Source organism: Aneurinibacillus soli (assembly GCF_002355375.1).
Classification (GTDB): domain Bacteria; phylum Bacillota; class Bacilli; order Aneurinibacillales; family Aneurinibacillaceae; genus Aneurinibacillus; species Aneurinibacillus soli.
This window is the reverse complement of sequence record NZ_AP017312.1, coordinates 2332315-2354079: the sequence shown is the minus strand read 5'-3', so window position 1 is coordinate 2354079 and position 21765 is coordinate 2332315. Positions and strand designations below refer to the sequence as shown.

General features: G+C 42.8%; 35 protein-coding genes. 7 read left to right on the top strand and 28 right to left on the bottom strand.

Annotated elements, in window-relative coordinates:
- Nucleotides 1–52: 52 nt before the first annotated feature.
- Both CB4_RS11965 and CB4_RS11960 read right to left on the bottom strand, forming a co-directional pair.
- Entirely contained in the window at nucleotides 53–352 is a 300-nt protein-coding gene (locus CB4_RS11965; RefSeq protein WP_096466022.1) for a YxcD family protein, read from the bottom strand.
- A complete protein-coding gene (locus CB4_RS11960; RefSeq protein WP_096466021.1) occupies nucleotides 340–780 on the bottom strand; it encodes a hypothetical protein in 441 nt (146 codons plus the stop codon). Before CB4_RS11960 ends, CB4_RS11965 begins: the two co-directional genes overlap by 13 nt.
- 130 nt (nucleotides 781–910) lie before the next feature.
- On the opposite strand from CB4_RS11960, the gene CB4_RS11955 reads away from it, so the two are divergent.
- The gene (locus tag CB4_RS11955) at nucleotides 911–1117 is read left to right on the top strand and encodes a YrzA family protein (protein WP_096466020.1); all 207 of its coding nucleotides are present in this window, start codon (nucleotides 911–913) and stop codon (nucleotides 1115–1117) included.
- A gap of 138 nt (nucleotides 1118–1255) precedes the next feature.
- Entirely contained in the window at nucleotides 1256–1483 is a 228-nt protein-coding gene (locus CB4_RS11950; protein WP_096466019.1) for a hypothetical protein, read from the top strand.
- A gap of 22 nt (nucleotides 1484–1505) precedes the next feature.
- Here the strand turns inward: CB4_RS11950 and CB4_RS11945 are convergent, their stop codons facing one another.
- From CB4_RS11945 to CB4_RS21030, 4 genes are all read right to left on the bottom strand, one after another.
- On the bottom strand, nucleotides 1506–1802 hold the full coding sequence (locus CB4_RS11945) for a hypothetical protein (RefSeq protein WP_110546195.1): 297 nt from the start codon (nucleotides 1800–1802) through the stop codon (nucleotides 1506–1508).
- Nucleotides 1795–3348, bottom strand: a complete 1554-nt coding sequence (locus CB4_RS11940; RefSeq protein ID WP_096466017.1) for a recombinase family protein — start codon at nucleotides 3346–3348, stop codon at nucleotides 1795–1797. Before CB4_RS11940 ends, CB4_RS11945 begins: the two co-directional genes overlap by 8 nt.
- 65 nt (nucleotides 3349–3413) lie before the next feature.
- Nucleotides 3414–3539, bottom strand: coding sequence for a hypothetical protein (locus tag CB4_RS21875; protein WP_258365604.1), 126 nt, complete (start codon nucleotides 3537–3539; stop codon nucleotides 3414–3416).
- Nucleotides 3540–3903: 364 nt separating this feature from the next.
- Complete coding sequence (locus CB4_RS21030; RefSeq protein WP_157737956.1) at nucleotides 3904–4683, bottom strand: Rha family transcriptional regulator; 780 nt, start codon at nucleotides 4681–4683, stop codon at nucleotides 3904–3906.
- Between the two features lie 190 nt (nucleotides 4684–4873).
- Here CB4_RS21030 and CB4_RS11930 point away from each other — a divergent pair, with 190 nt between their 5' ends.
- From CB4_RS11930 to CB4_RS11920, 3 genes are all read left to right on the top strand, one after another.
- A complete protein-coding gene (locus tag CB4_RS11930) occupies nucleotides 4874–5200 on the top strand; it encodes an IDEAL domain-containing protein (RefSeq protein WP_096466016.1) in 327 nt (108 codons plus the stop codon).
- Nucleotides 5201–5219: 19 nt separating this feature from the next.
- Nucleotides 5220–5444 carry an RNA chaperone Hfq gene (gene hfq / locus CB4_RS11925; RefSeq protein ID WP_096466015.1) on the top strand — a complete coding sequence of 75 codons (225 nt, stop codon included), beginning with the start codon at nucleotides 5220–5222 and terminating at the stop codon, nucleotides 5442–5444.
- A gap of 207 nt (nucleotides 5445–5651) precedes the next feature.
- On the top strand, nucleotides 5652–6782 hold the full coding sequence (locus CB4_RS11920) for a DNA cytosine methyltransferase (RefSeq protein WP_444875870.1): 1131 nt from the start codon (nucleotides 5652–5654) through the stop codon (nucleotides 6780–6782).
- 71 nt (nucleotides 6783–6853) lie between these two features.
- On the opposite strand, the gene CB4_RS21025 is transcribed toward CB4_RS11920, so the two are convergent.
- The 3 genes from CB4_RS21025 to CB4_RS21550 form a co-directional block, all read right to left on the bottom strand.
- Nucleotides 6854–7027 (bottom strand): hypothetical protein, encoded by a 174-nt coding sequence (locus CB4_RS21025; RefSeq protein ID WP_231955982.1) that lies wholly within the window; start codon nucleotides 7025–7027, stop codon nucleotides 6854–6856.
- A gap of 145 nt (nucleotides 7028–7172) precedes the next feature.
- Nucleotides 7173–7382 (bottom strand): alpha/beta-type small acid-soluble spore protein, encoded by a 210-nt coding sequence (locus CB4_RS11915; RefSeq protein WP_096466013.1) that lies wholly within the window; start codon nucleotides 7380–7382, stop codon nucleotides 7173–7175.
- A gap of 91 nt (nucleotides 7383–7473) precedes the next feature.
- Entirely contained in the window at nucleotides 7474–8589 is a 1116-nt protein-coding gene (locus CB4_RS21550) for a helix-turn-helix domain-containing protein (RefSeq protein WP_110546194.1), read from the bottom strand.
- 236 nt (nucleotides 8590–8825) lie between these two features.
- Here CB4_RS21550 and CB4_RS11905 point away from each other — a divergent pair, with 236 nt between their 5' ends.
- Entirely contained in the window at nucleotides 8826–8993 is a 168-nt protein-coding gene (locus tag CB4_RS11905) for an aspartyl-phosphate phosphatase Spo0E family protein (protein WP_096466012.1), read from the top strand.
- Between the two features lie 45 nt (nucleotides 8994–9038).
- On the opposite strand, the gene CB4_RS11900 is transcribed toward CB4_RS11905, so the two are convergent.
- From CB4_RS11900 to CB4_RS11845, 12 genes are all read right to left on the bottom strand, one after another.
- Nucleotides 9039–9239 carry a hypothetical protein gene (locus tag CB4_RS11900; RefSeq protein WP_096466011.1) on the bottom strand — a complete coding sequence of 67 codons (201 nt, stop codon included), beginning with the start codon at nucleotides 9237–9239 and terminating at the stop codon, nucleotides 9039–9041.
- Between the two features lies 1 nt (nucleotide 9240).
- Complete coding sequence (locus tag CB4_RS11895) at nucleotides 9241–10044, bottom strand: M15 family metallopeptidase (protein ID WP_096466010.1); 804 nt, start codon at nucleotides 10042–10044, stop codon at nucleotides 9241–9243.
- A 17-nt stretch (nucleotides 10045–10061) separates the two neighbouring features.
- Nucleotides 10062–10592, bottom strand: a complete 531-nt coding sequence (locus CB4_RS11890; RefSeq protein ID WP_096466009.1) for a hypothetical protein — start codon at nucleotides 10590–10592, stop codon at nucleotides 10062–10064.
- A gap of 12 nt (nucleotides 10593–10604) precedes the next feature.
- The gene (locus CB4_RS11885) at nucleotides 10605–11318 is read right to left on the bottom strand and encodes a sigma-70 family RNA polymerase sigma factor (protein ID WP_096466008.1); all 714 of its coding nucleotides are present in this window, start codon (nucleotides 11316–11318) and stop codon (nucleotides 10605–10607) included.
- An 83-nt stretch (nucleotides 11319–11401) separates the two neighbouring features.
- Complete coding sequence (locus CB4_RS11880) at nucleotides 11402–11641, bottom strand: hypothetical protein (protein WP_096466007.1); 240 nt, start codon at nucleotides 11639–11641, stop codon at nucleotides 11402–11404.
- Nucleotides 11642–11709: 68 nt separating this feature from the next.
- On the bottom strand, nucleotides 11710–13074 hold the full coding sequence (locus CB4_RS11875) for a sigma-70 family RNA polymerase sigma factor (RefSeq protein ID WP_096466006.1): 1365 nt from the start codon (nucleotides 13072–13074) through the stop codon (nucleotides 11710–11712).
- A 79-nt stretch (nucleotides 13075–13153) separates the two neighbouring features.
- Complete coding sequence (gene spoVS, locus CB4_RS11870) at nucleotides 13154–13414, bottom strand: stage V sporulation protein SpoVS (protein ID WP_096466005.1); 261 nt, start codon at nucleotides 13412–13414, stop codon at nucleotides 13154–13156.
- An 83-nt stretch (nucleotides 13415–13497) separates the two neighbouring features.
- Nucleotides 13498–14385, bottom strand: coding sequence for a Gabija anti-defense Gad2 family protein (locus CB4_RS11865; protein WP_096466004.1), 888 nt, complete (start codon nucleotides 14383–14385; stop codon nucleotides 13498–13500).
- A 216-nt stretch (nucleotides 14386–14601) separates the two neighbouring features.
- A complete protein-coding gene (locus tag CB4_RS11860; RefSeq protein WP_096466003.1) occupies nucleotides 14602–15135 on the bottom strand; it encodes a hypothetical protein in 534 nt (177 codons plus the stop codon).
- A gap of 4 nt (nucleotides 15136–15139) precedes the next feature.
- Complete coding sequence (locus CB4_RS11855; RefSeq protein ID WP_096466002.1) at nucleotides 15140–15322, bottom strand: hypothetical protein; 183 nt, start codon at nucleotides 15320–15322, stop codon at nucleotides 15140–15142.
- Nucleotides 15323–15326: 4 nt separating this feature from the next.
- Nucleotides 15327–15590 (bottom strand): hypothetical protein, encoded by a 264-nt coding sequence (locus CB4_RS11850; RefSeq protein WP_096466001.1) that lies wholly within the window; start codon nucleotides 15588–15590, stop codon nucleotides 15327–15329.
- The gene (locus tag CB4_RS11845; protein WP_096466000.1) at nucleotides 15587–15967 is read right to left on the bottom strand and encodes a hypothetical protein; all 381 of its coding nucleotides are present in this window, start codon (nucleotides 15965–15967) and stop codon (nucleotides 15587–15589) included. The genes CB4_RS11850 and CB4_RS11845 overlap by 4 nt, the downstream gene beginning before the upstream one ends.
- A gap of 156 nt (nucleotides 15968–16123) precedes the next feature.
- On the opposite strand from CB4_RS11845, the gene CB4_RS11840 reads away from it, so the two are divergent.
- On the top strand, nucleotides 16124–16969 hold the full coding sequence (locus CB4_RS11840) for a TIR domain-containing protein (protein WP_197703119.1): 846 nt from the start codon (nucleotides 16124–16126) through the stop codon (nucleotides 16967–16969).
- A gap of 44 nt (nucleotides 16970–17013) precedes the next feature.
- Here CB4_RS11840 and CB4_RS11835 read toward each other — a convergent pair whose 3' ends face one another.
- The 7 genes from CB4_RS11835 to CB4_RS11805 all read right to left on the bottom strand — a co-directional run bounded on the left by CB4_RS11835 (nucleotide 17014) and on the right by CB4_RS11805 (nucleotide 21686).
- Nucleotides 17014–17355 (bottom strand): hypothetical protein, encoded by a 342-nt coding sequence (locus CB4_RS11835; RefSeq protein WP_146226547.1) that lies wholly within the window; start codon nucleotides 17353–17355, stop codon nucleotides 17014–17016.
- A complete protein-coding gene (locus CB4_RS11830; RefSeq protein WP_157737954.1) occupies nucleotides 17331–17507 on the bottom strand; it encodes a hypothetical protein in 177 nt (58 codons plus the stop codon). The genes CB4_RS11835 and CB4_RS11830 overlap by 25 nt, the downstream gene beginning before the upstream one ends.
- Nucleotides 17500–18690: a hypothetical protein gene (locus CB4_RS11825; RefSeq protein ID WP_231955981.1), complete on the bottom strand. Its 1191-nt coding sequence runs from the start codon at nucleotides 18688–18690 to the stop codon at nucleotides 17500–17502. Before CB4_RS11825 ends, CB4_RS11830 begins: the two co-directional genes overlap by 8 nt.
- A 2-nt stretch (nucleotides 18691–18692) precedes the next feature.
- Nucleotides 18693–19433 carry a hypothetical protein gene (locus CB4_RS11820; RefSeq protein ID WP_096465996.1) on the bottom strand — a complete coding sequence of 247 codons (741 nt, stop codon included), beginning with the start codon at nucleotides 19431–19433 and terminating at the stop codon, nucleotides 18693–18695.
- Between the two features lie 76 nt (nucleotides 19434–19509).
- Nucleotides 19510–20304 carry a hypothetical protein gene (locus CB4_RS11815; RefSeq protein ID WP_096465995.1) on the bottom strand — a complete coding sequence of 265 codons (795 nt, stop codon included), beginning with the start codon at nucleotides 20302–20304 and terminating at the stop codon, nucleotides 19510–19512.
- The gene (locus tag CB4_RS11810) at nucleotides 20288–21157 is read right to left on the bottom strand and encodes a sigma-70 family RNA polymerase sigma factor (protein WP_157737953.1); all 870 of its coding nucleotides are present in this window, start codon (nucleotides 21155–21157) and stop codon (nucleotides 20288–20290) included. Before CB4_RS11810 ends, CB4_RS11815 begins: the two co-directional genes overlap by 17 nt.
- Nucleotides 21147–21686, bottom strand: coding sequence for an RNA polymerase sigma factor (locus CB4_RS11805; RefSeq protein ID WP_157737952.1), 540 nt, complete (start codon nucleotides 21684–21686; stop codon nucleotides 21147–21149). The genes CB4_RS11810 and CB4_RS11805 overlap by 11 nt, the downstream gene beginning before the upstream one ends.
- Nucleotides 21687–21765 lie beyond the last annotated feature (79 nt).

The window sequence follows — 21765 nt, the reverse complement described above, 5'->3', positions numbered from 1 at the left end:
AGAAAGAGGCTGTCTCAAAGTCAAATGACTAGAGAGACAGCCTCTTCTTCATTTACGCACCATATGTGGCATAGGCCACAATGCCGCGCTCTTCTTCAAGTTTCAGTTCCAGACGGGCCGAAAACGGGTCACGTCCATGCTGATAACGGAGCCAAAAACGTACCGCTTCAATCAGATTGGCCTCAATTAAGATACGGCTACGGTCGTCTTCTGTCACTTCCGCCGAAAATCCATATTCCTCATCCCACATTAATTCCACTTCAAACGAGGATGGATCTTTTTGCTTTTTTTCTGCTTCTAGCAAGCAGAGCGCATTAACTAAATCTTGCTCGTACAGGGTTATGGTCTCCATGCATTCGCTTCCTTCTCGCGTTTACGTTCTTTGTATGCCGTATATAGCTTACGTACAATACCGATGATCAGCACAATCGCCAGAACATTCACAAGTAGACCAAGAATAGAACCGAGTGTGCCCATGTTTCCGATCAGGCCACCAAGAAGCAGTCCTGCCAGACCACCCGCGATGAGACCTTTCATAAAGCCACCCTTGCTCGGTGTTGCTGCCGGAGCAGTATTTTTCGTTGGTGTGCTCGTATTAGTAGAATTCTTAAACTGCGATTGATTGGAGTAAGCCGGTGTCTGAGGCGTCGAGCTCTTGCTCGGCTGGAATGAACTTTTGCCTGATTTGTACCCTTTCGCATCAGCATGATCAACCGCCACAAAGCCGCCTGCTCCAAACATTACTGCAACAGCCAGCATCATTGCTATTACTTTCTTCATGTATTCGTATGTCCCCTCTCTACTATTCTTGATGAGTTATACTATTCCATACGGGCAGGTTGTACAAAAGTTTCATGTTTTTTATAATGAACGAAAAGAAAATTTTGTAGACAGAAGGAGTCTCGTCCATATGAAGCTTACTCTTGAACGTATTGAAGATAAAGTCGAATTTTTTGAAGCCAGTAACCTGCGCACGCTTGAGCGAAAAATCGAGGAACAAATTGAAAATAACAAGGTGCTTCTGCTGCACGTGTATTCTGTTACCCATCAGATCGCGTTCCATCCGGAAACAGGTCGCCCGCTGTACACCGCAGTCGTTCATTTCAAAGCAAAATAGCTGTTTTTTGCCCCACTTAAGCCCGTAAGCTGCTTTCCCGCTTTGCGGGCATCTTCCTCTTTACTATACCAAATCGTATGAACAATCAACAAATCGGACAAACTGGAGAGCATCTGACATAGCTACGGAGGTTTTCCCATGCTGCACGATTCCTTCCCTCATACGAGCACCCCACTCCCGCTTTTACAGCGTCAGCTTGCCCGACTTGTCCGGGGACATATCCCGCGCCTGTCATGGCAGCGCATGTGCCACAGTCCCGAATTCGAAGAGTTATGCCGCTACTACCAGCTCGGCATGCTGTCTCACGCGGCATTTGTCACCTATACCTCCCAGCTCGAGCGATTGTTCACTCGGGAGGCAAAATAAAAGTGCAGCGGCTCATTAGCCGCTACACCTGTTTCCGTCTATCTGCCAGCTCTTCAAACCAGTTCCGATCCTTACTATCGAGTGCCATATCGACAAGCGTATCAAAATCTTCCCGTTTCAACTGCATATCGCTTATGCATTCTGCGACATCCAGCGGAACACGGAAATGACCGCTGCGTACGGCGGCAGCTGCTGCTGAGTCCCGCACGGTAGGCACGAATACCGTCATCATCAACTGCGCTTTGTTCATTTCTTTGACATAGCCGGTAAGAAGCAATGTTTTTCCCTTATGTGCATAACTGAAAAATTTTTTATTCAAATCTATACTTATAGTTCACTAATGCGATGGTTTGCGAGTCTGCTACAACGACTTTTTCGATCAACTCATCAAAAATGGCTCGAAGCGCCTGCAAGTCATCTAAACTTGCTTGCTTCATACGTTCCAACAACTGAGATAATAACAATGTGTTTTCGCCCTTGCTGCACATTTCATTTAGTTGACCACGAACAGCAAGTATTCGTTGGTCTAAATTTTCGATTTGCCTTTTAAGGGCCAACATTGTATTTTCGAATACTTCCCCAGCAAATAAATCAGCACGTAGCGCTATATCGGTCTGCTTTTTTTCCAGTTTCTTTTTATCCGTCTCCATTCTCTTTACTTTGGATTCCAGAGTTCTTATTTCTGCCTTACCTTGCGATTTCATATGTTGCATATCAAGGGCAGACAGATGATGGAATAACCGAGTAAAAAGCTCATTCTCTAATTTATCAGCACGAATAGCAACACCTGTACAGGCTGCCTTTCCCCCTTTGTGGTAATTACCGCATCGGTAATAACGCAGGTACACATCACTTTTTTTTGATTTAAGTGCTTTTGACGTTACCATCCCTATTCCACATTTTCCGCATTTCACGATTCCAATAAGAGGATATGTAGCTCGTCGTGGCGTAGTTCGGTCAATGATACTACCTCGCGTTTTCATAATTTCTTGTGCCTTATAAAAAATACTTTTATCAATGATAGATGAATGTGCATCTTCTACAACAATTGGATCATTCGTTTTGACAAATTTTTGGTTTTTACGGATAAGGTTCCCCTTTTCATCATACTCACGATTTAACTTTGCACGTTTGCTACCGTACACAACGCACCCAATATAGACAGGATTTTGAATGATTTGCCGAATATGAGAACGAACAAAAAGCTTCCCATTCTTGGTTCGATCTCCCCGCTGGTTAAGCAACTCACAAATGGTTGGCGTACCGCGCTTTTCAATTACATACCAATGAAAAATATCTCGTATAATTGGCGCATACGCTTCATCTATAATTAGCTTCTTAGTCTCCTTATCCCGTACATATCCAATAGGGACCATAGAACTTACCCAAACACCTTTTTTTGACTTTTCACGCATTCCCGCACTTACACGAGCGCTAATACGCTCTGATTCAATCTGCGCAATCATATTTTTAACTTTAAATCCAAGTTCAGATCCAGGTACGCTGGAATCGAAACCGTCATGCAATGATTTAATTCGAATACTTAACGATGCAAAACGATTCACAAATCGTAAATTCTCTTCGTCGTCGCGCCCTACCCGAGATATCTCCCGCAGTAAAAGCACTTTAAACTTCCCCTCTTTCGCATCTTCCATCATTCGTTTAAAGGCGGGGCGTTCTTCCATTTTTGTATAATATCCACTAAGCGCTTCATCTACATAATGTAATGCAGGCTCTGTGTAATACTCTTCTCCCATACTTTTCAAATGAGCCGTCAACTGACTAATCTGATGCTCTGTCGATTCACTTTGCTCAACTTTTCCTGTTGAGACACGTGCATAGATAGCAACCGGAATATTTTTCATGATTGATTTATCCTCCAGGTTTTGAAAAAGAAAGCCATCTCATCGGATGGCTAAAGTAAAACAAACTATTCTTTGGTCCAAACAATTGTGATATCTTCATCCCCGTACACTTCTCTGTGCATTTGTTTTAAGCGATAAGCCAGCCATTCGTAGATGCTTTGTTCACCGAACTCCTCTTGCAAGATTTGCATAGGCTTCACCTCGATACATCGTATGCGGTTTTCGGATTGTACTATTTCCATTCACATACTCTATACGAGGCATATCACGATTTTTTTAAAGAACATCACAACTTTTTGGCATGATTTGAAAATCATGTATGTACTGCATGTATATCTATTGGTTATATTTGTACAGGATCGTAAAACGATTCTATTTTTATTTAAAACAATCTCATTTTCTCTTGTTACATGGATACACCGTACATTATAAGGTAATCGTATTTTTTCGTATCGGTCCAATTTATTCCTTTGTTTTGATGAAACAAAAAAAGACCGAACTAAACGTCCAGTCTGAGTTATCCATCTCCTCCGGCTTGTCTCCTGCCGTTTACTTCTACATTTGCTTTGCTCTCACGTATCCAGCTACTTCTTTTACTTTCAGATCATTCAGCGTATCAGCGCCGCCGTATTTCTCCACTACGTCACTCAGCGCTGATAATCCGATCGGTGTTACTTTTGTAACTACCACATTAAACGCTGCATCATCTTCTCCATGTCCAATAGTTGCTTCCTTTACCTCGAACCATCCACGGTTCAGATAATCCTGCATCGGCAAGTTCTTTCCATCCAGAATCTTAACCTGGCGCAGAAACTCGAAGAACTTCTTTTGTCCAATGCCCAGTACCTTGCCAACTTCCTTGATTCCCTGCAAGCTGCTAGCATTGATAAATTTGTCGTGCTTCTCCGCTTTCGGTTCAGCGATGGCGAGCTTATTCTCTGCCAGTTCACGCCGCTCCACTTCATCAGCATATGCGCGTAACGCTTCTGGTAGCGTTTGGGGTACGTGTACTTGGTATAACTTTTTCTCCATCTCCTCAAACCGAGTAACATAGGCCGCCGTGAAAAGAACCCCCTTCTCCCCCGTCATCTTGTTCGCTACCATGTCGCAGCCTTTGCGGGTGATAAGATAACACGGCCTTGGCTTTCCTTGACCGTCAGTGTACGTATCCTCGATGAAAAAATCAGCCAATCCAAAATTGGATTTACCTAATACTTCCATGTAATTTTTAATATCACGCAATAAGTGACCATGTTCCTTTCCAACCATCTCCGCCACTTCCCGACTATCTACCAACAATTGACCATCACGATTGATAATCTGCAACTTGTCCATGCATATCATCTCCTTTCTCGAAGGACTATTTTTCCTCCTACCTACTCCATACGCAGCATGAAGATGAAATTTTAGTCGAATCGAAAATTAGATCAGGGATTTGAATTTTTATATTTTCTTTTGTTTCGGCTGAAATTCCACCTACCTACTCCGTATAGAGTATGTGAACAGAAAGTGAGGAGGTGAAACGTTGAAACAGTACATGGAATTGAACGGGACATGCTATCTTTTGCAGAAGCGCCCGATTCAAAAGGGAGATGTTGTGACGTGGAAGTACAAAGGAGAAGAGTACGTCGGCGTAGTTGAAAAATGCGGAAAGAACGCCGCCCAAGTAAATCTTCGTCCGCTGCATAAAGGAAGTGTAAAGGTAGAAACCGATAGACTCACCGTTCTGAAACCGATCACGGAAGCAGAGTTGCGCAGGAGAAAGCGCGACTGGCTTCTACAACTGGTTGATCTGGCACTAGCTACAAATGACCGGGAATGGTTCGAGGAATTGAGTGGCCGGCTGAAATGACCATGAGGAGATGATATGTATGGAAAATAAATTACAGGACACATTCCTGAACAACGCTCGTAAAGAGAAAATAACGGTCACAATTTTTCTGACAAACGGTGTACCGATGAAAGGCCGCATCGTTTCGTTTGATACTTTCTGCATCCTGTTTGAGAAAGAAAACAAGCAGCAGGTGCTTATCTACAAACACGTTGTTTCCACCATCATCCCGGAGAAGAATATGAATACGAATGCGCAAAACTAGATCGGGAGATGCCGCGCAAATCGAGTTTCAGCGTCAAGTAGTTCGTGAGGATATGGGATTACCACCACGCTTAACTATCTACACAGAATTGAAAGTCGATCAAAAGAGTAGATAGTTACCATTCGGCGATAAAGCGAAAGGTTGAGGGGGGTGTAACGAATAAAATTCTTGGACTTATTTGCTGGAATCGGTGGATTTAGACTCGGGATGGAAATGGCAGGACATAGTTGCGTTGGCTATGTAGAAATAGACAAATTCGCCCGTAAGTCTTACGAAGCTATACATGATACAGAAGGGGAGTGGACAGCACATGACATCACTAGTGTATCAGATGACGATCTTCGATTGCTTGCAGGAAGAGGTATCGATGTCATCTGCGGCGGATTCCCTTGCCAAGCTTTTAGCATTGCAGGAAAACGTGGGGGATTCAGTGATACTCGCGGAACTCTCTTTTTTGAAATCGCTCGTTTCGCATCGATCATTAAACCCAAATATCTATTTCTTGAAAACGTCAAAGGCTTGCTCAATCACGCAGGGGGGGAGACTTTCCGAGTTATCCTCAACACGTTGGATGAACTGGGGTACGATGCGGAATGGCAAGTGCTTAACAGCAAAGATTTCGGAGTCCCGCAAAACAGGGAGCGCGTGTTCATTATCGGACATCTTAGAGGAGCAAGTACCAGAGAAGTATTTCCTATCATCAGAGCAGACGGGGAAGCTGTTGTCCAAAACGAAAAGAAATTAAAGGAGTTAACCAAAGGTGTATCTGACGCTCATAGGGTGTACGATGCAAACGGATTAGCCAGAACACTGAAATCAGAAGGTGGAGGACTGGGAGCGAAAACAGGGTTGTACATGGTAGACGAATCGAAAGCGGTAGTGATTCAGAAAACACACGGATGCTCAGTTACTGTAAAGGAAGACGAAACAGGAACATTACAAGCTACGCGATTGGATAAAGTTCCATGCTTGGTTGTGAATGGTGAATTGAAATTACGTGATGATAATATGTCAACTTGTCTGCCTGCATCGTACTACAAAGGACTGGATAATCACGGAGCGAGAACGGGGATTTTACAACGAGGGCGTGGTTTTAACGAAGGTGGTTTACACGAAATAGCACCAACGCTCACAAAAAACAGCTACGAGCAAAATAACCACCTACTAAAAGGTGCGAAGATTAGAAAGCTAACTCCACGAGAGTGCTGGCGATTACAAGGTTTTCCTGATTGGGCATTCGATAAAGCACAGCAGGTAAATTCAGATAGCCAGCTTTATAAGCAGTCAGGAAACAGTGTGACCATTAATGTCGTTTATGAGGTTGCTGAAAGATTATAGGATTTCGCAATACAGGCCATTTTACGAAAAAGAGGACTCACAACACGAGTCCTCTTTTTACTACCTACTCTCTACCTTTTCGACATCATAACAAACGTTACATCTGGCTCCACTTCTGAAATGACAATTTTATTTTCTTCCGCTCGAAACGACAACGGACCGTATCCAAGCTTATCACGTACTTCCTCTGGGATCAGGACTCGACCTTGCTCGTCGACTTGTAATCGATATTCCATCTTAATCATCCCCTTTTGTCCTATTATACAAGTAACAGGATAAAAAGGGAATAAAATACATAAAAGTAAGGACTAACAGCAAATAAGCCTCCCACTCATCCGGGAGGCTTTTGACTGTATCCTACATAGTTTATCGTATGTTTGTGTGCTCAGATTATTGCACGTATTTACCACTTAATTGTTGCTCTGCTATCTGAACCAGGCGCTTTGTAATTTCGCCTCCGACAGAACCGTTCTGGCGAGAAGTTGTATCCGGTCCGAGTTGTACACCGAATTCAGAAGCTATTTCATACTTCATCATATCCAGTGCTTGTGGAGCAACCAGTTCATTGTTATTACGATTTCTATTTTGTTGCTGTGACATATACGATTTCCTCCTATGTGGTTATTCTTGGTGTTTTGTAGTTTTAATCTTCCGCATAGGAGGTAATTTATACGAAAAGTTTCTTTTAGTTTTAAATCTTAATTTTAACTTCTTTTCTCTTTGAAATGATTACGGGATTCGGTTGAAATCTCCGTATATTTGTACTTAACCAAGATGATAACCAACCTTTATTTGCACTTTCTTCCGGTACATCAAAACCGCAAAGTTCTAGAAGAGAACGTAAATCAGCTTGAGCTAAGATCGGTGTTTGTGTATGAATGTGTGGATTTAACCATAGCTCTCTTCCTGACGAATCTTTAATAATTACGCGATAAACCTCTTCTCTACTGAAATCGCTTCCGTCCAACCCAGGTAGAACATATCCCATTTCTTTCGCTTGTTCATAAGTGGGATAAATTTCGAATCGAACAGGATTCGGAATAAATGATTGGTATCTTTCGGCTGTTTTAATTTCATTTTTTTCTTTGCTCCACCGACTAGGTTTGTGCATTAGAACCAAATTATCATTACGGAAATAAATTGACGTTGTGCCTTCGTCAAATGTACCTCCATCGTAATCGCTATTAGCAACATGAACATCTACATTTCCATCAGGGTCTTTGAACAGCTTCACAACCCTATATCTGAAAATGTTATCAATTTCTTTTTGTGGAAAACCACATTCTTGTAATACCGTTTGACTACCGTGAGGACCGGTACCTCCGTAACCGCAGTTGCATCCGCTAATCCACATTTCATTCCCCTCTGTATCTACCAAAACTAGGTGAGGTGTTTCTATATTTAAAAATACACCTCTCTTAAAATGTTGTGAGGGAACATAGAAGTTATGAATTGCTGCATCGATAGGATTAAAGAAAGCATATGCGTGAACAATTTGGCCAAGCTTATGTCGATTCTCTCTGAAAAAATCAATGCTGTCATATGTAGATCCGGAACGATCAAACAGCTCCGGAGCCATGCTAGCGATAGAAGTTCGAGGGCCTGATCTCTTGTTTTCTTTATAATTGATTACGTCATCAAGTAAAAATAAACTGGTTTCCCCTGTCTTTTTGAAAGGGACTAAATCTTTAGTCTTAACTATAGCGTTGATCCTTTGCCTAGTTACACCTAATAATTCGGCAACTTCACTTGTGGTTAGAATATTCTTTTTAATAAATCCCAACGTTTCTAAAACTTTTAAAGACATCTTCATCCACCTCCATATGGTAAACCTTGGATTAATTATAACCTAAAGATATTAGATTTCAAGATTTTTTTAATTAATATAAATGTAAACCATTTACTTAAGTAAATAGTTCGGTTGTTTTTTAAAACAAAAAATTACTCTGCAATAAAGAGAAACAGTGTTTTAATTTGCTGTTTATTGTTTATATTTCCTTTGGTTGGAGAAAGTAATAGCACTCACAATCAGGAGGATACAGCATGAATGAAATCGAAGAGCTTTTAAAACAGATCGAGGAATTAAGAAGAACACTAAATTCTTTAGCGACAGAAAAGAGTCTGAGTGACCCGGAGGTTCTGACGGCGAGTCAGATGTTAGATGCTTTGTTGAATGAATACGAGAAGTTAATCAGGAGAAAGAAAAAATAGTAAAATCCCCACCGCCCAAATAGGGTAGTGGGGATTTTATTATTGCTACATGTCTTTCTCGTTGTCTTTCTGTTTTGGCACATGTTTAGTGAAAAAGAATGCTGTAACAGCAGACAGTGCCCCAATCAGCACCGTGAGAATCGTCATCGTCATATCCTTGTCTCTGAGAACAAGCATAGCGATAAACAGGGCAGCTGTCAGTACGGCAAGTACGGCGAATGCAAATACATATTCGAACTTTCGCATACTATCGAGCACCCTTCGTCAGTGTGACTGTCTGAGTCTTTCCATCCCAATCAACTTTATATCCCAGCACATCTGCGATCTCTCGTGTATGTGCATAGCCTGAATCTCCGATTAGAATCGTTGTCTGAAGCACTCCTTTGCCCAGCAGTGCCTTTCCGTTTTCAAATCCTACTGTCACTCCTGTCGCATTTCCAACAGCTCGTACAGGCAAATATGAGAGGTTATCACGCATGATACCGCGTGCATCCAGCTTTGCGCCATTTACAATAATAGTACAGGTCGACTCCTGATTTAGCACAGCACTCGACACTGCTTTTGCAGGTTCCGGTATGACAACGACGGTCGCTGGACGTACCGGTCCTTTCCCGTTCTGCAACTGGCTGTACGTATAGCCAAACGTCATCTCGAAATGAGGCGTATCCTTAAACGTCCTGAAATCACCACCCCAGGCAAATTCTTTCGACTTAAACACCCGCACCACTTGCTTCCATTCAGCACTGCTATCGTCCCATGTCACGTCTTTCCCGTCTTTTGTGTACAAGACGAAGTCAATCGCTAGACCGTAGTTGTGGTAGGATTGTCCTCCTCTTGCATTCGTCACAATTTTCCCCGGTTTTGTCCGTCCTTGTGCATATAAGTCATTCTGTTCAGCGATTGAGCGGTATCCTTGTGTAATGAGAACGTAGATGCCTTGCTGCCATAATTCAAAAATAACATCCCACGCTTTCTGTCGGACAGCCGGATGCAAGTTCGCGTCATTTAGGCGAAAGTTTTTCTTTACGAGCCAGTCCCATGTAACTGCCAATTATTTCAGCCTCCCTCTTACTTCGTAAAATATTGCCACGCTGCCGCAATGGCAGCAGCAATCGCCGCACCAGCAGCCCCCAGCTTAGCCAGCATCGTAATGCTTAAATCTTGAAAATGTTTTACCTGCTGGCGTTGCGACTCGACTCCTTGCTGCACTAGGTCATTATCAACTTGCTTATCACGGTCCACCGTTGTCCTAAGCCACTCATTGTTTGCGGCCAGCTGCTCCTGCATGGACTGGAGCAAGACAAAGTTTTGAGCAGATGTACTATCTACTTTCTCACCCACATCCTTGATTCTTGTTTCCATGATAATCATCTGCTTCGATGTTTCCGCAAACTGCCGGGCCACTTCTATCGCGCTGTCCTCCTGTTTACGTTCCAATGCCCCCATGCGAGTTTCAAGCCGTGTCATTCCGTCTGTCATCTGTTTCTCAATTCGCTGCATATCTACTTCTACTTGCCGTTCAAACTTCTCCTGCGCTTCTTTTTGCGCCTGCAACCGTGCGTCAAAACTCTCCTTCTGCGGACAGTTATCTACCGCCATCTCCTGTTCACCTCAATCCTTGTCCAACTCATTCATTAGAGTATACACATCTCGTAGCACCTCCCTAGCCTTCCTCATCGTTCGAACTACTGCTTTCTTCGATACTTTACACTTCTCAGATAGCTGCCTATAAGACATACCATTCAGTCTCCCGAGCACAATGTTAAACTCTACATCCGTCATACGACACGCCATATCCTGCAATATTTCCTGCGTATACATACTGTCTATCACATCATCTTCTGCTCGTTTCGGTATCGGCATATCAAATTCAGCATATACGGTATCTCCTGCTACTTTCATGGCTTTTACAACCCGCTGCTCATCTACGTCCAGCAGTTCCGCAATATCGCGTGTAGATGGTACATATTCCAACTCGCATATCGTCTGCTTAATCCGATTCAACAGCTCACTGGCCGAACGTGTTGGTCGAATCACACTAGTTTTGTCACGCAGGAAACATCGTACTTCTCTAACGATGGCCGTTACCGTGAATGAGCTGAACTTCACTCTTCGGTCCGGGTCAAATCGCTTGATACACTTCAACATCGCCAGCCTCCCAAGCTGCAGCAAATCATCTTTATCAATTCGATACTTGTCTGCTACTTCTGCTGGCTCCCCAATATATTTGCGGATCGAGAACCAGATTAGATTCTCGTTCTCCCGCATAAATTGTTCTAAATATAATTTATCTACTTTACACCGTTCAAAAATCTCCTTATTCATCTACTCATCTCCTTTCGGACAAGAAAGCATCTACTTTAAGTATACTCTCTTGCCCATAAAGAAGGAAATGCATGTTCTACTTTCTATGCTTCTGGCAAAGATGAATCTAAACTATTCAAAACGCCAATTTTCAGTGCGATGCACTTCAGTTCCTCAGACATGTCCATTAACTGCTGACTTGTCCAGTTCCCGACAAGCTTGCTTCCTTGCCCATTTACTATGACATAGCGCAAATCAATGTTAGACGCTCGAACAATATCACCTTTGATATATTCACCATTCACGACGATCTTTTCCGTAAACATTCCTTCTAAATCTGGCATATACAATACATCTCCTTTTATAGATAGGGTAGGCAAACAAAAAACCGAGGCATGGCCCCGGCTTGGTTTTAACCTAGCATTTTTAGTGCTGTCACATTCTCCTGATCATAGCAAACACCCAGCACATCCAGCGCTTCGCATATCTTACGTGCATCTTGCGCTGACAAGTATAGAGTATCTCCACGCATTAAGCGATGAAATGCCGTCTCTCCGTCCTCTTTTCTTTTACCGTAACGAGCTAGCACATCCGTTACCACTTCTTCAATAGATGTACCTTTTCCCATCTTCTTCTGTATCTGCCGCAGCATGAAAATATCCTGGCTATTCATAAAACGCCCAGCTCCAGAATTATCCTTGAATACATATCCTTGCTTTTCCAAACCCATGCACCATTTACGTAATGCGCTTGTAGACACTCTCAACTGCTCCGCAACCTTGCTCAGAGGATAGATCACACTTTCTGTTTCATTTGCTGGTACTTGTACATATTCCACTTTACCATCTCCTTCTACATCTGAATGAACGTATACTGGAACTTGTTTTGCTTGCGTGTCATCTACTTTTCCACTTTGCTTGTTCTCCTTGCACTGCGTACAATACTTTGCTATCTTCGACCTTGCTATAAATATTTCACCACATTCGACACAGGAGATTTCATATTCTTTTTTACCTTGCCGCATTTTTTCGCTTCGACATGACCTGCAAAGTGTTGTATTTGATCCCGCGCCAGCCGGTTTATTGTCAGAACCGCACTCCGCACATTGCCACGCTTTCACGTTAGTCTCCTCCTGTGCTTCATCTCCTAATTCAATTTGCTTCGCTGTCATATTCTCCTGACCGTCAATAAAACCTACTCTACGTGCATATTTTTGAAACTTTTTAATCAAGCGTTTAACTAATCTCGAAATATACGATTGCGAAATATCAAATTCACTTGCGATATGATCCTGTTTCTTCTCCTCAACTACGCATGACAAGAAGATTCCTCGATCCCTCTCCGACAACGTCTGAAGAAACCCTTCCGTCACCTTCATTAACGCTTCACTCATAACCCTGGAATCCGGTGTTAGCGCAGACGTATCTTCCAGTACATCAGCCAGTGTCAATTCATTGCCATCAAAATCAATGTTCAGCGCTGCATCCAGACTCACCAATCCTATATGCTTATTATTCTTCCGTAGAAACATCAGAATCTCATTCGACATACACCGTGCCGCATAAGTAGCGAACTTAATGGCTTTATCCAGATCAAATGAATGGTACGCCTTCAGCATTCCTACCTTTGCTATTGACGCTAAATCCTCAACATCCAACCCTGTATTCGAAAACTTTCGCGCAATGTGATAAGTGAAAGGCTCGTTTTTAGTGAAAAATTCCTCAAATATTGACTCATCTCCTGCTCTAGCCCTTGCAATCATCTCCTCGTTTGTCATGGCTACATCTCCTGTTAAGAATATCTAAAAAGGGAGCTGAACTTGAAAAAACTACTTACAGGTTCAGCCCTAACATCAATTACCGTGGCTCAACAATCAGCTTAATCGCCGTCCGTTCTTCCCCATCAATCATAATATCCGCGAAAGCTGGGATGCAGATTAGATCTACTCCACTTGGTGCTACAAATCCACGTGCGATGGCGACAGCTTTAACTGCCTGGTTCAATGCCCCTGCCCCGATTGCTTGCATCTCAGCAGAACCACGTTCACGAAGAACACCTGCCAATGCCCCTGCTACAGAATTCGGATTCGACTTTGCTGAAACTTTTAAGATTTCCATGTTATTTACCCCCATCAATTTTTATTTTGTTTCGCGTTCTGCTGGATTGTCATGCGTGGTTCCATACCCATCACGATCTACTCCTAGTCAAAAATGCGGTTAATTACTTCAAACAGATAAGCATTGTCCAACTTAAAATGCTCATCTTCTTCCATGCGCTTTTTGATACTGTTAATCACTGCTTGAAAGTAAGCAAAATCAACACCCGTAAGCTGTTCTTCCAATACATTCGGGTCTTTCAAGTCCATTTCATTTAGATGAAGCGCCATTTTTACAAACTGTCCAGCATTGATTCTCCATCCCCGCTGCACAAATTTCTTCGACCTAATGATAGAAGCCAGTGGATACTTAGAGCCTGTGTATATCAACTCTTTTGCAAGAATCGCTTCTAACGCTGATGCAGGTAAATCAAGATGTCCGTTCTCCGCCCGCCAGTAGCATTTTGTATGGGCGTAGTCGTAATTCTCGTGGATTTCATCCGGCTCCCCATAGAATCGCAACACCAACTGGATTTTGCCTGTCAGCGTAATCGCATTTGACGATAAGAACACTGGACGGTACTTGTCACCATCCTTCTCCTTAAGCTCTCCCACCGTAGATTCATCATCTTCAAACAACGTAGCCGGTTCATCTTCTGATTCCGTATCCTCGAATCCTTCTTCCGCTGCAATCCCCTGACTTTGAACAACTACCCGTACTCGACCACTCTCCATCTCTTCCACGCGTGCATTGTAGTCGTTTCTCTTGTTGAACTCGTCCACGTAGTACCGTGCGACTGCCAGCACTGTCTCCTTGTTAGTAAAGTAATAGTCAAAGTCGTTGACTTTCTCATTCAGCAGCATAGATGTAATGCAGCCACCTGTGATGATAGCGTTTTTCTGGACCAGACGCTGAACTTCCTCATCTTTGATACTTTCTACAAACTCAGCGTGTTTCTTAGCAAGCACAGCCTTAATTGTCTTACGTTTCATGCATTTCATCTCCTTTCACATACTCTATACGGAGTAGGTAAACAAAATTTCAGTCAAACATCTACTTTTCTTCTCGAAAATTATTATGAAATCGCTTTGACCAGCTTGTTACGCACACCTTACAAAGATGTATCTGGCTATTACCGCGTTCAAACGTCAAAACTTTTTTCACACGTAAGCAATCGTCGCAGCGCTCCCGCCCTAGATACACCTTCATCAAGCTCCTCCTCCCCGGTTACTTGATAGCCGCGTCCCTTGCAATTCATTTCCTCTCCTGGTAATCTCCCGACTAATAACATTGACTTTACCCTCATATCCTTCACGTAGCGCCCGCATTGCCGTATATGTCGCTTCTGCAATCTCAAACTTATGCTGTAATCCTACATACAACGGATCACTCTGGCATGATGCATACCGTATCTCGCGTGTTCCCTCACTTAGCACATACAATTGACTTTTTACGTGGTCTTTCCGTTCTTTGATTGCCGTCTGCTCCAAATCAGCCACTGCTTCCACATACCGAGCATAAGCTGTCAGCGCATCCCACTTGCCGAGAAAATTGCCCAACTCATCAAATGGAATATTGCTAAGCCCGCCATGCTGCTGGTTCATCTCGTTCCATTCTGTACTCATCGCTTCCGGCTCTGTTGGCTTCAGTGGAATCGGAAGTCCGGAACGTTTGATACGCTCGACTACTTCCTTTCGTACATCCCAGGTTGCTAGATGATTTTCAATTTCTTGGCGGCTCATCCTATCACCCCTGCCATTTCGAGCTTCTTTCCCATGTGTGATACGTTCGTTCCTGTTCTGGCTGCGGCATTGATCTGTATTTTTTCAACTCCTCCGGCGGCAAGATATATGTTTTGACCTCTGCCGGTTTATTTACTGACATATCACGTTTCGGCACGATTGTTCTCCGATTCTCGATGAACTTCATATTTCTACACCCTCTCGAACATACTTGTAAAAATGCTGGTGCTGAGCTCAAGTAACGCACCACATATTTTGCATGATTTTACTCGCATAGAAATCGCTTCTTCTTGTGTAAATGTTTCATCTGTAAGCCTATCCCCATTGCCGTCTGTATGATTGCATCCGTCCAGCAAGTCACTCACAATCCCTTTTCTCCGCTGTAACTCAGTGTTTAAGCGCTCAATCTCCTGTTTATTCTCCTCTAACAAAACCAAGCGTTCAGATTGTTTCATCGTTCAATCTCCCCTGAGTAGACAAAGAACCGAGAACAAGACTCCACTTTCACAAGATATCGTGGCTCCGTTTCAAACACATCGCATACTTCTGCTTTCTGGCCTTTGTATTTGGCGTACTCTTCTCGCCACGTATCCAACCTTACAACCTGTCCGATCTCTAGTGGCGTAATCTCTCCTGTTACTGCATCAATAATACCGTCCGATTCTAGCTGTCGAAACTCCCTGCAAATCTCCTCTGGTGATGTAAACACAACATCATCTTTCGCTTCCCAGCCATCGAACAACCGCCAGTACCACATGACCAACAGCGCTGTATTCTTGCTGACATGTGGGCTGTTCTCGACTAGCTTAAGCACGTTTTTTCTAACCGTCACCTTATCACCTCACAAAAAAATCGCTTCAACTACTCTATACGAGTGTCGAAGCGATTTTTTTAGTGAAATTATTTAAAATATAAATACAATCTGAATTTACATATGAAGGAAAGCGATTTATGATAGATTTAAAATATTAAATAGGGAGGAAGTTCAATGACCAAGAAAAGCAGGAAACTCCCCTCGCTCAATGTTTCTAGAGAAGAGGCCGCTAATAAAATTCTTAAACAAATTGAAAAAGGTAAGCAACTAGGAGATTTCTCTATATATGGTCAAGAAGACCTCCGAAAAGCAGAAAGTGAAAAGACAAAATGGAGCAATTATAATTATGATTTATTACTCACTCTTTTTAGTGACGATTCCATAGCAGAAGAATATAACTACGTTGGTCCTTTTATGATAATGGGTGATTATACTTTTCAGGATGAAGTAAAAGATTTCAGGAAAGATGCTAACGAAAAAGTTGAAAGATTAGAATCTATTTTACATAGACTAGAACTTTATACTGAAGCTATCCAGGTCGATTACGAAAGTGACATTCCTCAAAATCCAGTAACCAGTAACCGTAAAATCTTCATTGTTCATGGACAAGATAACGAAACAAAGCTGACTGTAACTAGGTTTCTAGAGAAATTAGACTTTGAACCTGTTATCCTACATGAACAAGCTAATCAGGGGAGAACTATTATTGAGAAGTTTGAAGCTAACTCAGATGTCTCATTTGCAATAGTGCTTTTAACCCCTGACGATATAGGTTATAAAAAAGAACAGCCTGAAGAAGCTAAAAGTCGTGCAAGGCAAAATGTTATCTTTGAATTAGGCTTTTTTATGGGCCGCTTAGGTCGTAACAAAGTTTGCGCTTTAATAAAGGGAGACCTTGAAATACTGTCTGATATTCAGGGAGTCGTATATACAACCATGGCGGGAAGCTGGGAAATAGAACTAGCTCGTGAACTCTCACAGGCGGGGCTTGAAGTGGACTTCAACAAGCTTTTTAAATAAAGAACAAGGAGCCTGAACTGTTAGAAGGCAGGCTCCTCATATAATTATCCACTAAAATCCGGCACTTCCACAATCTTCACAAGCCCCTGCGACTCCTTTACCAATAGCCCCTGAAACTGGAGTAACGTCACTTCTTCCTCTACTTGCTGTGGTTCCAGCCCGGCCATATCTACGTACACAACACGCTTTTTAATCACATCTACCATTCTGTCATCTCCTTCTTCGTCATCTTCAAACAAATCACGATGATCCGGGTTATTGTGATCTAACATGATCGCTCCGTTTTTGACCGGGAGTTTGATTATTTTCGCCCGTAGCTTTTCTTTGTCCAAAACAATCCAATCACCCTGCAAATTTTGGTTTATAGCCCCTCTTCCTCCTTCCACTCTTTAATTTCCTTATAAAACTCATCCCATGGCTTTTTCGGTAGCTTACCTTCTCGCATAAGTTTCATTTCTTTCAATGCCTGCTTCAAAGACTCCGCTGGCGTGCAGTAACGTAGCTCAGACTCACCCGATATATTTCTCTCCTTACTCACGGCTATCATCTACAACACGGTCTCCATATCCAGGGATAAACTTTATCGTACCTTTACTAGCCTCACAGAATACCCCGCTTGATGTGACCGTAACTTCTATAACTTTGTCTTTTTTGAATGGCATGCCTTTTCTCGTGTGAAACTCTATCACATCTCCTACCTGCGGTTCTGTTGGATTGGGCGCACTCAGTAAGTAATCAGGTACATCATTACCAATAGCACGACACAACGCTATCGCTTTGCCGATATGCACGTTGAAGCAATCAGACGGCATACACTTGGCGATTCCTCGCGCATGAACCTTCTTCGTGTTGATACCACGCATCAGGCAGGCGATAGTACGCTTGTCACGATTCACAATGAACTCGGCATCGCATAAACTACCATTTATCGCAAAATAACGCTGATTCGCATTGGTTAACTCATTTTCAAGTAGTTGTTTAGCTAAACTGATAGCCTGCTGGCGCTCTGTGATCTCCGGTTGCTTTACCTCGATCAACTTCCACTTAGCAGCCATCACCCCGTCAGACATCGGAAGTAACGCGCGTTCTCCATCACCATCTAAATACCAGATAGCATTTTCTTCTTTCCAGACATCACAAACATTCCAGTGAGGCTGTCCATTCACCATTTGTGCCCGTTGCCCCTCTTGTAACTGCTCAAGCAACTGTGATGTAGTGAGTTCTATTCCACTCTCCTTCACTTTTCTCCACTTGCACGTTATCGGATTTACCGGATGTGTCAACGATGACGTACCTTGCCATACAATTTGATCACTCTCCAATCGCTCTGCCCAACCGTTGTAACAGTCTCGCGCTGGATGAGTGTCTGGAAACTGGACTTCATATCGCTCTCCTACCTGACTTTGTGCAAACATCTCTTGTGTAGAAATCCAGTCCATATCAGTCGGAACTTCTTCGCTTATCTTCTTCCATTTGAGTGGACGCACAAGTGATCCGCCGTTTACAAATTGAACATTCGATTCCTGCCAGAATATCTTGCAGCCTTTCTTCATAACCTTTGTACTCCGGCCCGTTTCCTTCCGTTCCTCATGTTTCGAGCAAATGTATACTTCACCATCTTGGATTCGTTGAAGCATTTCATTGGTTGAAATCCATTCTTCTACATCTGCTGGAGATTCATCATGCTGTTTTACTTGCACCAGACGAGAATCATCCAGCACAATTAAATACGATATACGGACGGGATATGATGTACGATAGAGCACTTTTCCCCGTCTACTTTTTCTACTTCAAATACCCGGTTGTCGATCTTGTGAGTCACAATATCACCGACCTGTACCTCTGTGGGTTGTGGCGCATGTGTATAGTAGCGTGGTACACTCAGTCCCGATGCTTGGCGTAATGCGATGGCGCAACCGATATGCCAGTTGAAGCAGTCAGTTGGACCGAACGTTGCTTCTCCTTGAGCATATTTAGCATACGTATTTATGCCTAACATCTCGCACACAACTTTGTTATTTTCTCTACTAAACTTTGCATCACATCTTTTCCCATCGTGCAGATAATATGAATAACCCTGGACTAGGCTTGTTTTTTTCAACTCCTCAATATCCTGCTTCGCCTTCTCGATGACCTCCTGACGGGTTAAGTCCGGCACAAGTCTAACATGTTCTTCCGGGTTAACTACTAAGATTAAATCGTGTGTGTTCTCCTGCCATTGCTCCTCCCTGTACCTCACATCATCCAATTCTCCCCGACCACTAAACTCCACAACCTGGTAATCCTCCGGCACAAACGCCGCGCATCCTTCTGTCAAAATATTGCCGCTGCTATCCATCGCTGTAACCTTATGCAAGTCCTTCCCATTGACCAACACCATATCTCCATCACGCGCCGTGCGCTCCAGCACGTTATAAATGCGCTCATATCCGTTTTCTCCGAACAAAAGTTTAACTATTTTCACTTAGCATACATCTCCTTTCTACATACTCTATACGAACCATCTCCACGTTTTTTCAGCCACAATGAAAAATTCCTTATCAAATATTCGTTACCATGACCTCTACCGATCTACCATCACTCGGTCCCTCAACAGGTACATGTATGCTTTTCAGCCCGAAATACCTTACGAAATATCGTAGTTTATCATTCGCAACGCCATCTCTCTCCAGATGGCCGAACAAAATGAAATCGTTCTTCGTTGCCGCCAGCATATCGTACAGAATAAACTCATGCGTGCTGGTATAACTTTCTGAATCACCAGTCAGAATACACGGTGGATCGAGTATTAACAAATCATTTTCTGTTTCCGCTACGCAACCTGCAAAATCCTCCAAATCGCTTACTAAGAATGCATATTTACGACTTTGTAGCTTACGCACCAACTCGTTTAGCCACTGTACAATTCGTAAAAGCTCTTCCTCCATGAAAATTAATCGCTTCTTCTGCCTACCCTGCAGCAATAACACCACACTCAATATGAACTTTTCTGCTACAGACTGATCACGCATACAAATCTTAACTAACCTGCGATCCTTAAGTGAACTAGCTATATATTCAGCATAATGGCTTGTACGCATTTCCACCGCTCGTTCATGTGCCAACTCCGTTGTAAAGAACGGCGAACAAACAAGCATATAACGGTATAATTCCGCTAATAAATGGTCAGAATCTACCCCAGCATACACACCTGCCTTGCACGCCATGTTCAGCAAGATACTTCCGCTTCCCATGAACAAGTCATACACCGTACTATACCTTTGACCACGTATTAATCTGTTAACAAAGCCCACCTTTCGGTACTTCCTGCCGTCTATATCAAACAGTGGCTTCATACAGATCCACCGCCTGTTCCGCTTGCTTCCACTTTCTTTGATGATGCTTCAGCGTTTTAATATGGCATCCGAATTCCTGCGCGATTTCTTTGTTACTCCTCCCTTCGGCTGCCATTATCTCATACCGCTCACGTGTTACTTTTCGTTGCAGCTCAATCGCAGGACTAACCGTTTCCCCGTTACAATACGCGAGATACTTATTTTTTATTCTGGTCAGCATACGTGATACTTGAACCTGACCTATCCCTACCGCCTGTGCGATTTCCACCTGTGTAGCATCCCATGTCCGCATTTCTATGATGGTTTGCTCGCGCTCGGATAGCGATTTTAAAAAATCATACACGAACACACCTGTATAATCGGCCGATACAGAAATTTTGTCATGCAGCGTAATCTCTTTATTTTCATAATCTATAATCTCTGCATCCATAGATTGAACCTGCTCTACATAGCGCATCTCTAGCGCTTGTTCTACCTCCTTCTCCGAAACATCGAAATGTTCCGCAATCTCCTGAGCAGATAAATTCATCATACCGGCGCATCGTATTTTCCTAAGCAGTTCCATTTTTCCACGAGGAACCCTAACAGGATAGAAATCACGTAAGAAACGTAAAATCTCTCCATGAATCATAGGAACACCATATGTGGTAAAGTTGTTCACATTCTCAAATTTACTTGGATCGTACTTCTCATACGCTTTTAACATTCCTATCATACCGATCTGAAATAGTTCTTCTAACTCGATACACTTTGTACGAGCTACCATCTTATACTGCTGCACACATTTCCATACCAACTTTTGATTCTTCTCTACAAACGTTTCTACATCTCCCAAATGCTCGTTATATTGCATGATTCTCATCTCCCCCATAATAGAAAAAGCTATTCCACTTCTTCTGAATCACTTTCCTATATGCCGTAATAGAAGCGTTCGAACATCCCAGTTCATCTGCAATTACACAGTTTTTCTTGCCATCCAATCGCATACGTACAATCTTTTTCTCATGTGGAAGCAACGTGCGAAACCATCGCTCAAAATCCATATCAAAATCTACTTGCTCACATCCATCTTCTGTTTCATCTACTTCATCCCATGTCAACACCTGGCTTTTATGTGCCCGCCAGCGGCGTATCCGGTCAATCAAAACATTTGTGATAATGTGATCACGAAACGTTGATACTGCCGCTTTTTTACTGTCATATCTATCAATGGATAAATACAGTTTCAACGCTGCATCCTGTATAATATCGTCCAGTTCCTCACCTTTTACTTGCGTGCTACAACTGTACACCTTCGCTGCCACATCAGACTTCAACTTCTGATAGGCGCTTGCATCATCTCCACCCGCAAATATATAGATTAAATGCTTGTCCGTCTCCAAGACTCTCACCCCTTTTTGCATCCATATCAACCAAAGCCTGTCCATTTACAAAAGTAGATTAAAAGTAGATTTTTTTCAC

What these genes read in the sequence shown, in the direction of transcription:
- CB4_RS11950 (WP_096466019.1), top strand. Translation starts at nt 1,256, where the DNA reads ATGCTGCACGATTCCTTCCCTCATACGAGCACCCCACTCCCGCTTTTA.
- CB4_RS11885 (WP_096466008.1), bottom strand. Translation starts at nt 11,318, where the DNA reads ATGAATAAGGAGATTTTTGAACGGTGTAAAGTAGATAAATTATATTTA.
- CB4_RS11940 (WP_096466017.1), bottom strand. Translation starts at nt 3,348, where the DNA reads ATGAAAAATATTCCGGTTGCTATCTATGCACGTGTCTCAACAGGAAAA.
- CB4_RS11965 (WP_096466022.1), bottom strand. Translation starts at nt 352, where the DNA reads ATGGAGACCATAACCCTGTACGAGCAAGATTTAGTTAATGCGCTCTGC.
- CB4_RS11855 (WP_096466002.1), bottom strand. Translation starts at nt 15,322, where the DNA reads ATGAAGTTCATCGAGAATCGGAGAACAATCGTGCCGAAACGTGATATG.
- spoVS (WP_096466005.1), bottom strand. Translation starts at nt 13,414, where the DNA reads ATGGAAATCTTAAAAGTTTCAGCAAAGTCGAATCCGAATTCTGTAGCA.
- CB4_RS11875 (WP_096466006.1), bottom strand. Translation starts at nt 13,074, where the DNA reads ATGACAAACGAGGAGATGATTGCAAGGGCTAGAGCAGGAGATGAGTCA.
- CB4_RS11890 (WP_096466009.1), bottom strand. Translation starts at nt 10,592, where the DNA reads ATGGCGGTAGATAACTGTCCGCAGAAGGAGAGTTTTGACGCACGGTTG.
- CB4_RS21875 (WP_258365604.1), bottom strand. Translation starts at nt 3,539, where the DNA reads ATGCAAATCTTGCAAGAGGAGTTCGGTGAACAAAGCATCTACGAATGG.
- CB4_RS11865 (WP_096466004.1), bottom strand. Translation starts at nt 14,385, where the DNA reads ATGAAACGTAAGACAATTAAGGCTGTGCTTGCTAAGAAACACGCTGAG.
- CB4_RS11900 (WP_096466011.1), bottom strand. Translation starts at nt 9,239, where the DNA reads ATGCGAAAGTTCGAATATGTATTTGCATTCGCCGTACTTGCCGTACTG.
- CB4_RS11960 (WP_096466021.1), bottom strand. Translation starts at nt 780, where the DNA reads ATGAAGAAAGTAATAGCAATGATGCTGGCTGTTGCAGTAATGTTTGGA.
- CB4_RS11920 (WP_444875870.1), top strand. Translation starts at nt 5,652, where the DNA reads ATGGAAATGGCAGGACATAGTTGCGTTGGCTATGTAGAAATAGACAAA.
- CB4_RS11880 (WP_096466007.1), bottom strand. Translation starts at nt 11,641, where the DNA reads ATGCCAGATTTAGAAGGAATGTTTACGGAAAAGATCGTCGTGAATGGT.
- CB4_RS11905 (WP_096466012.1), top strand. Translation starts at nt 8,826, where the DNA reads ATGAATGAAATCGAAGAGCTTTTAAAACAGATCGAGGAATTAAGAAGA.
- CB4_RS11850 (WP_096466001.1), bottom strand. Translation starts at nt 15,590, where the DNA reads ATGAAACAATCTGAACGCTTGGTTTTGTTAGAGGAGAATAAACAGGAG.
- CB4_RS21030 (WP_157737956.1), bottom strand. Translation starts at nt 4,683, where the DNA reads ATGGACAAGTTGCAGATTATCAATCGTGATGGTCAATTGTTGGTAGAT.
- CB4_RS11915 (WP_096466013.1), bottom strand. Translation starts at nt 7,382, where the DNA reads ATGTCACAGCAACAAAATAGAAATCGTAATAACAATGAACTGGTTGCT.
- hfq (WP_096466015.1), top strand. Translation starts at nt 5,220, where the DNA reads ATGGAAAATAAATTACAGGACACATTCCTGAACAACGCTCGTAAAGAG.
- CB4_RS11815 (WP_096465995.1), bottom strand. Translation starts at nt 20,304, where the DNA reads ATGAAGCCACTGTTTGATATAGACGGCAGGAAGTACCGAAAGGTGGGC.
- CB4_RS11955 (WP_096466020.1), top strand. Translation starts at nt 911, where the DNA reads ATGAAGCTTACTCTTGAACGTATTGAAGATAAAGTCGAATTTTTTGAA.
- CB4_RS21025 (WP_231955982.1), bottom strand. Translation starts at nt 7,027, where the DNA reads ATGATTAAGATGGAATATCGATTACAAGTCGACGAGCAAGGTCGAGTC.
- CB4_RS11810 (WP_157737953.1), bottom strand. Translation starts at nt 21,157, where the DNA reads ATGCAATATAACGAGCATTTGGGAGATGTAGAAACGTTTGTAGAGAAG.
- CB4_RS21550 (WP_110546194.1), bottom strand. Translation starts at nt 8,589, where the DNA reads ATGTCTTTAAAAGTTTTAGAAACGTTGGGATTTATTAAAAAGAATATT.
- CB4_RS11840 (WP_197703119.1), top strand. Translation starts at nt 16,124, where the DNA reads ATGACCAAGAAAAGCAGGAAACTCCCCTCGCTCAATGTTTCTAGAGAA.
- CB4_RS11860 (WP_096466003.1), bottom strand. Translation starts at nt 15,135, where the DNA reads ATGAGCCGCCAAGAAATTGAAAATCATCTAGCAACCTGGGATGTACGA.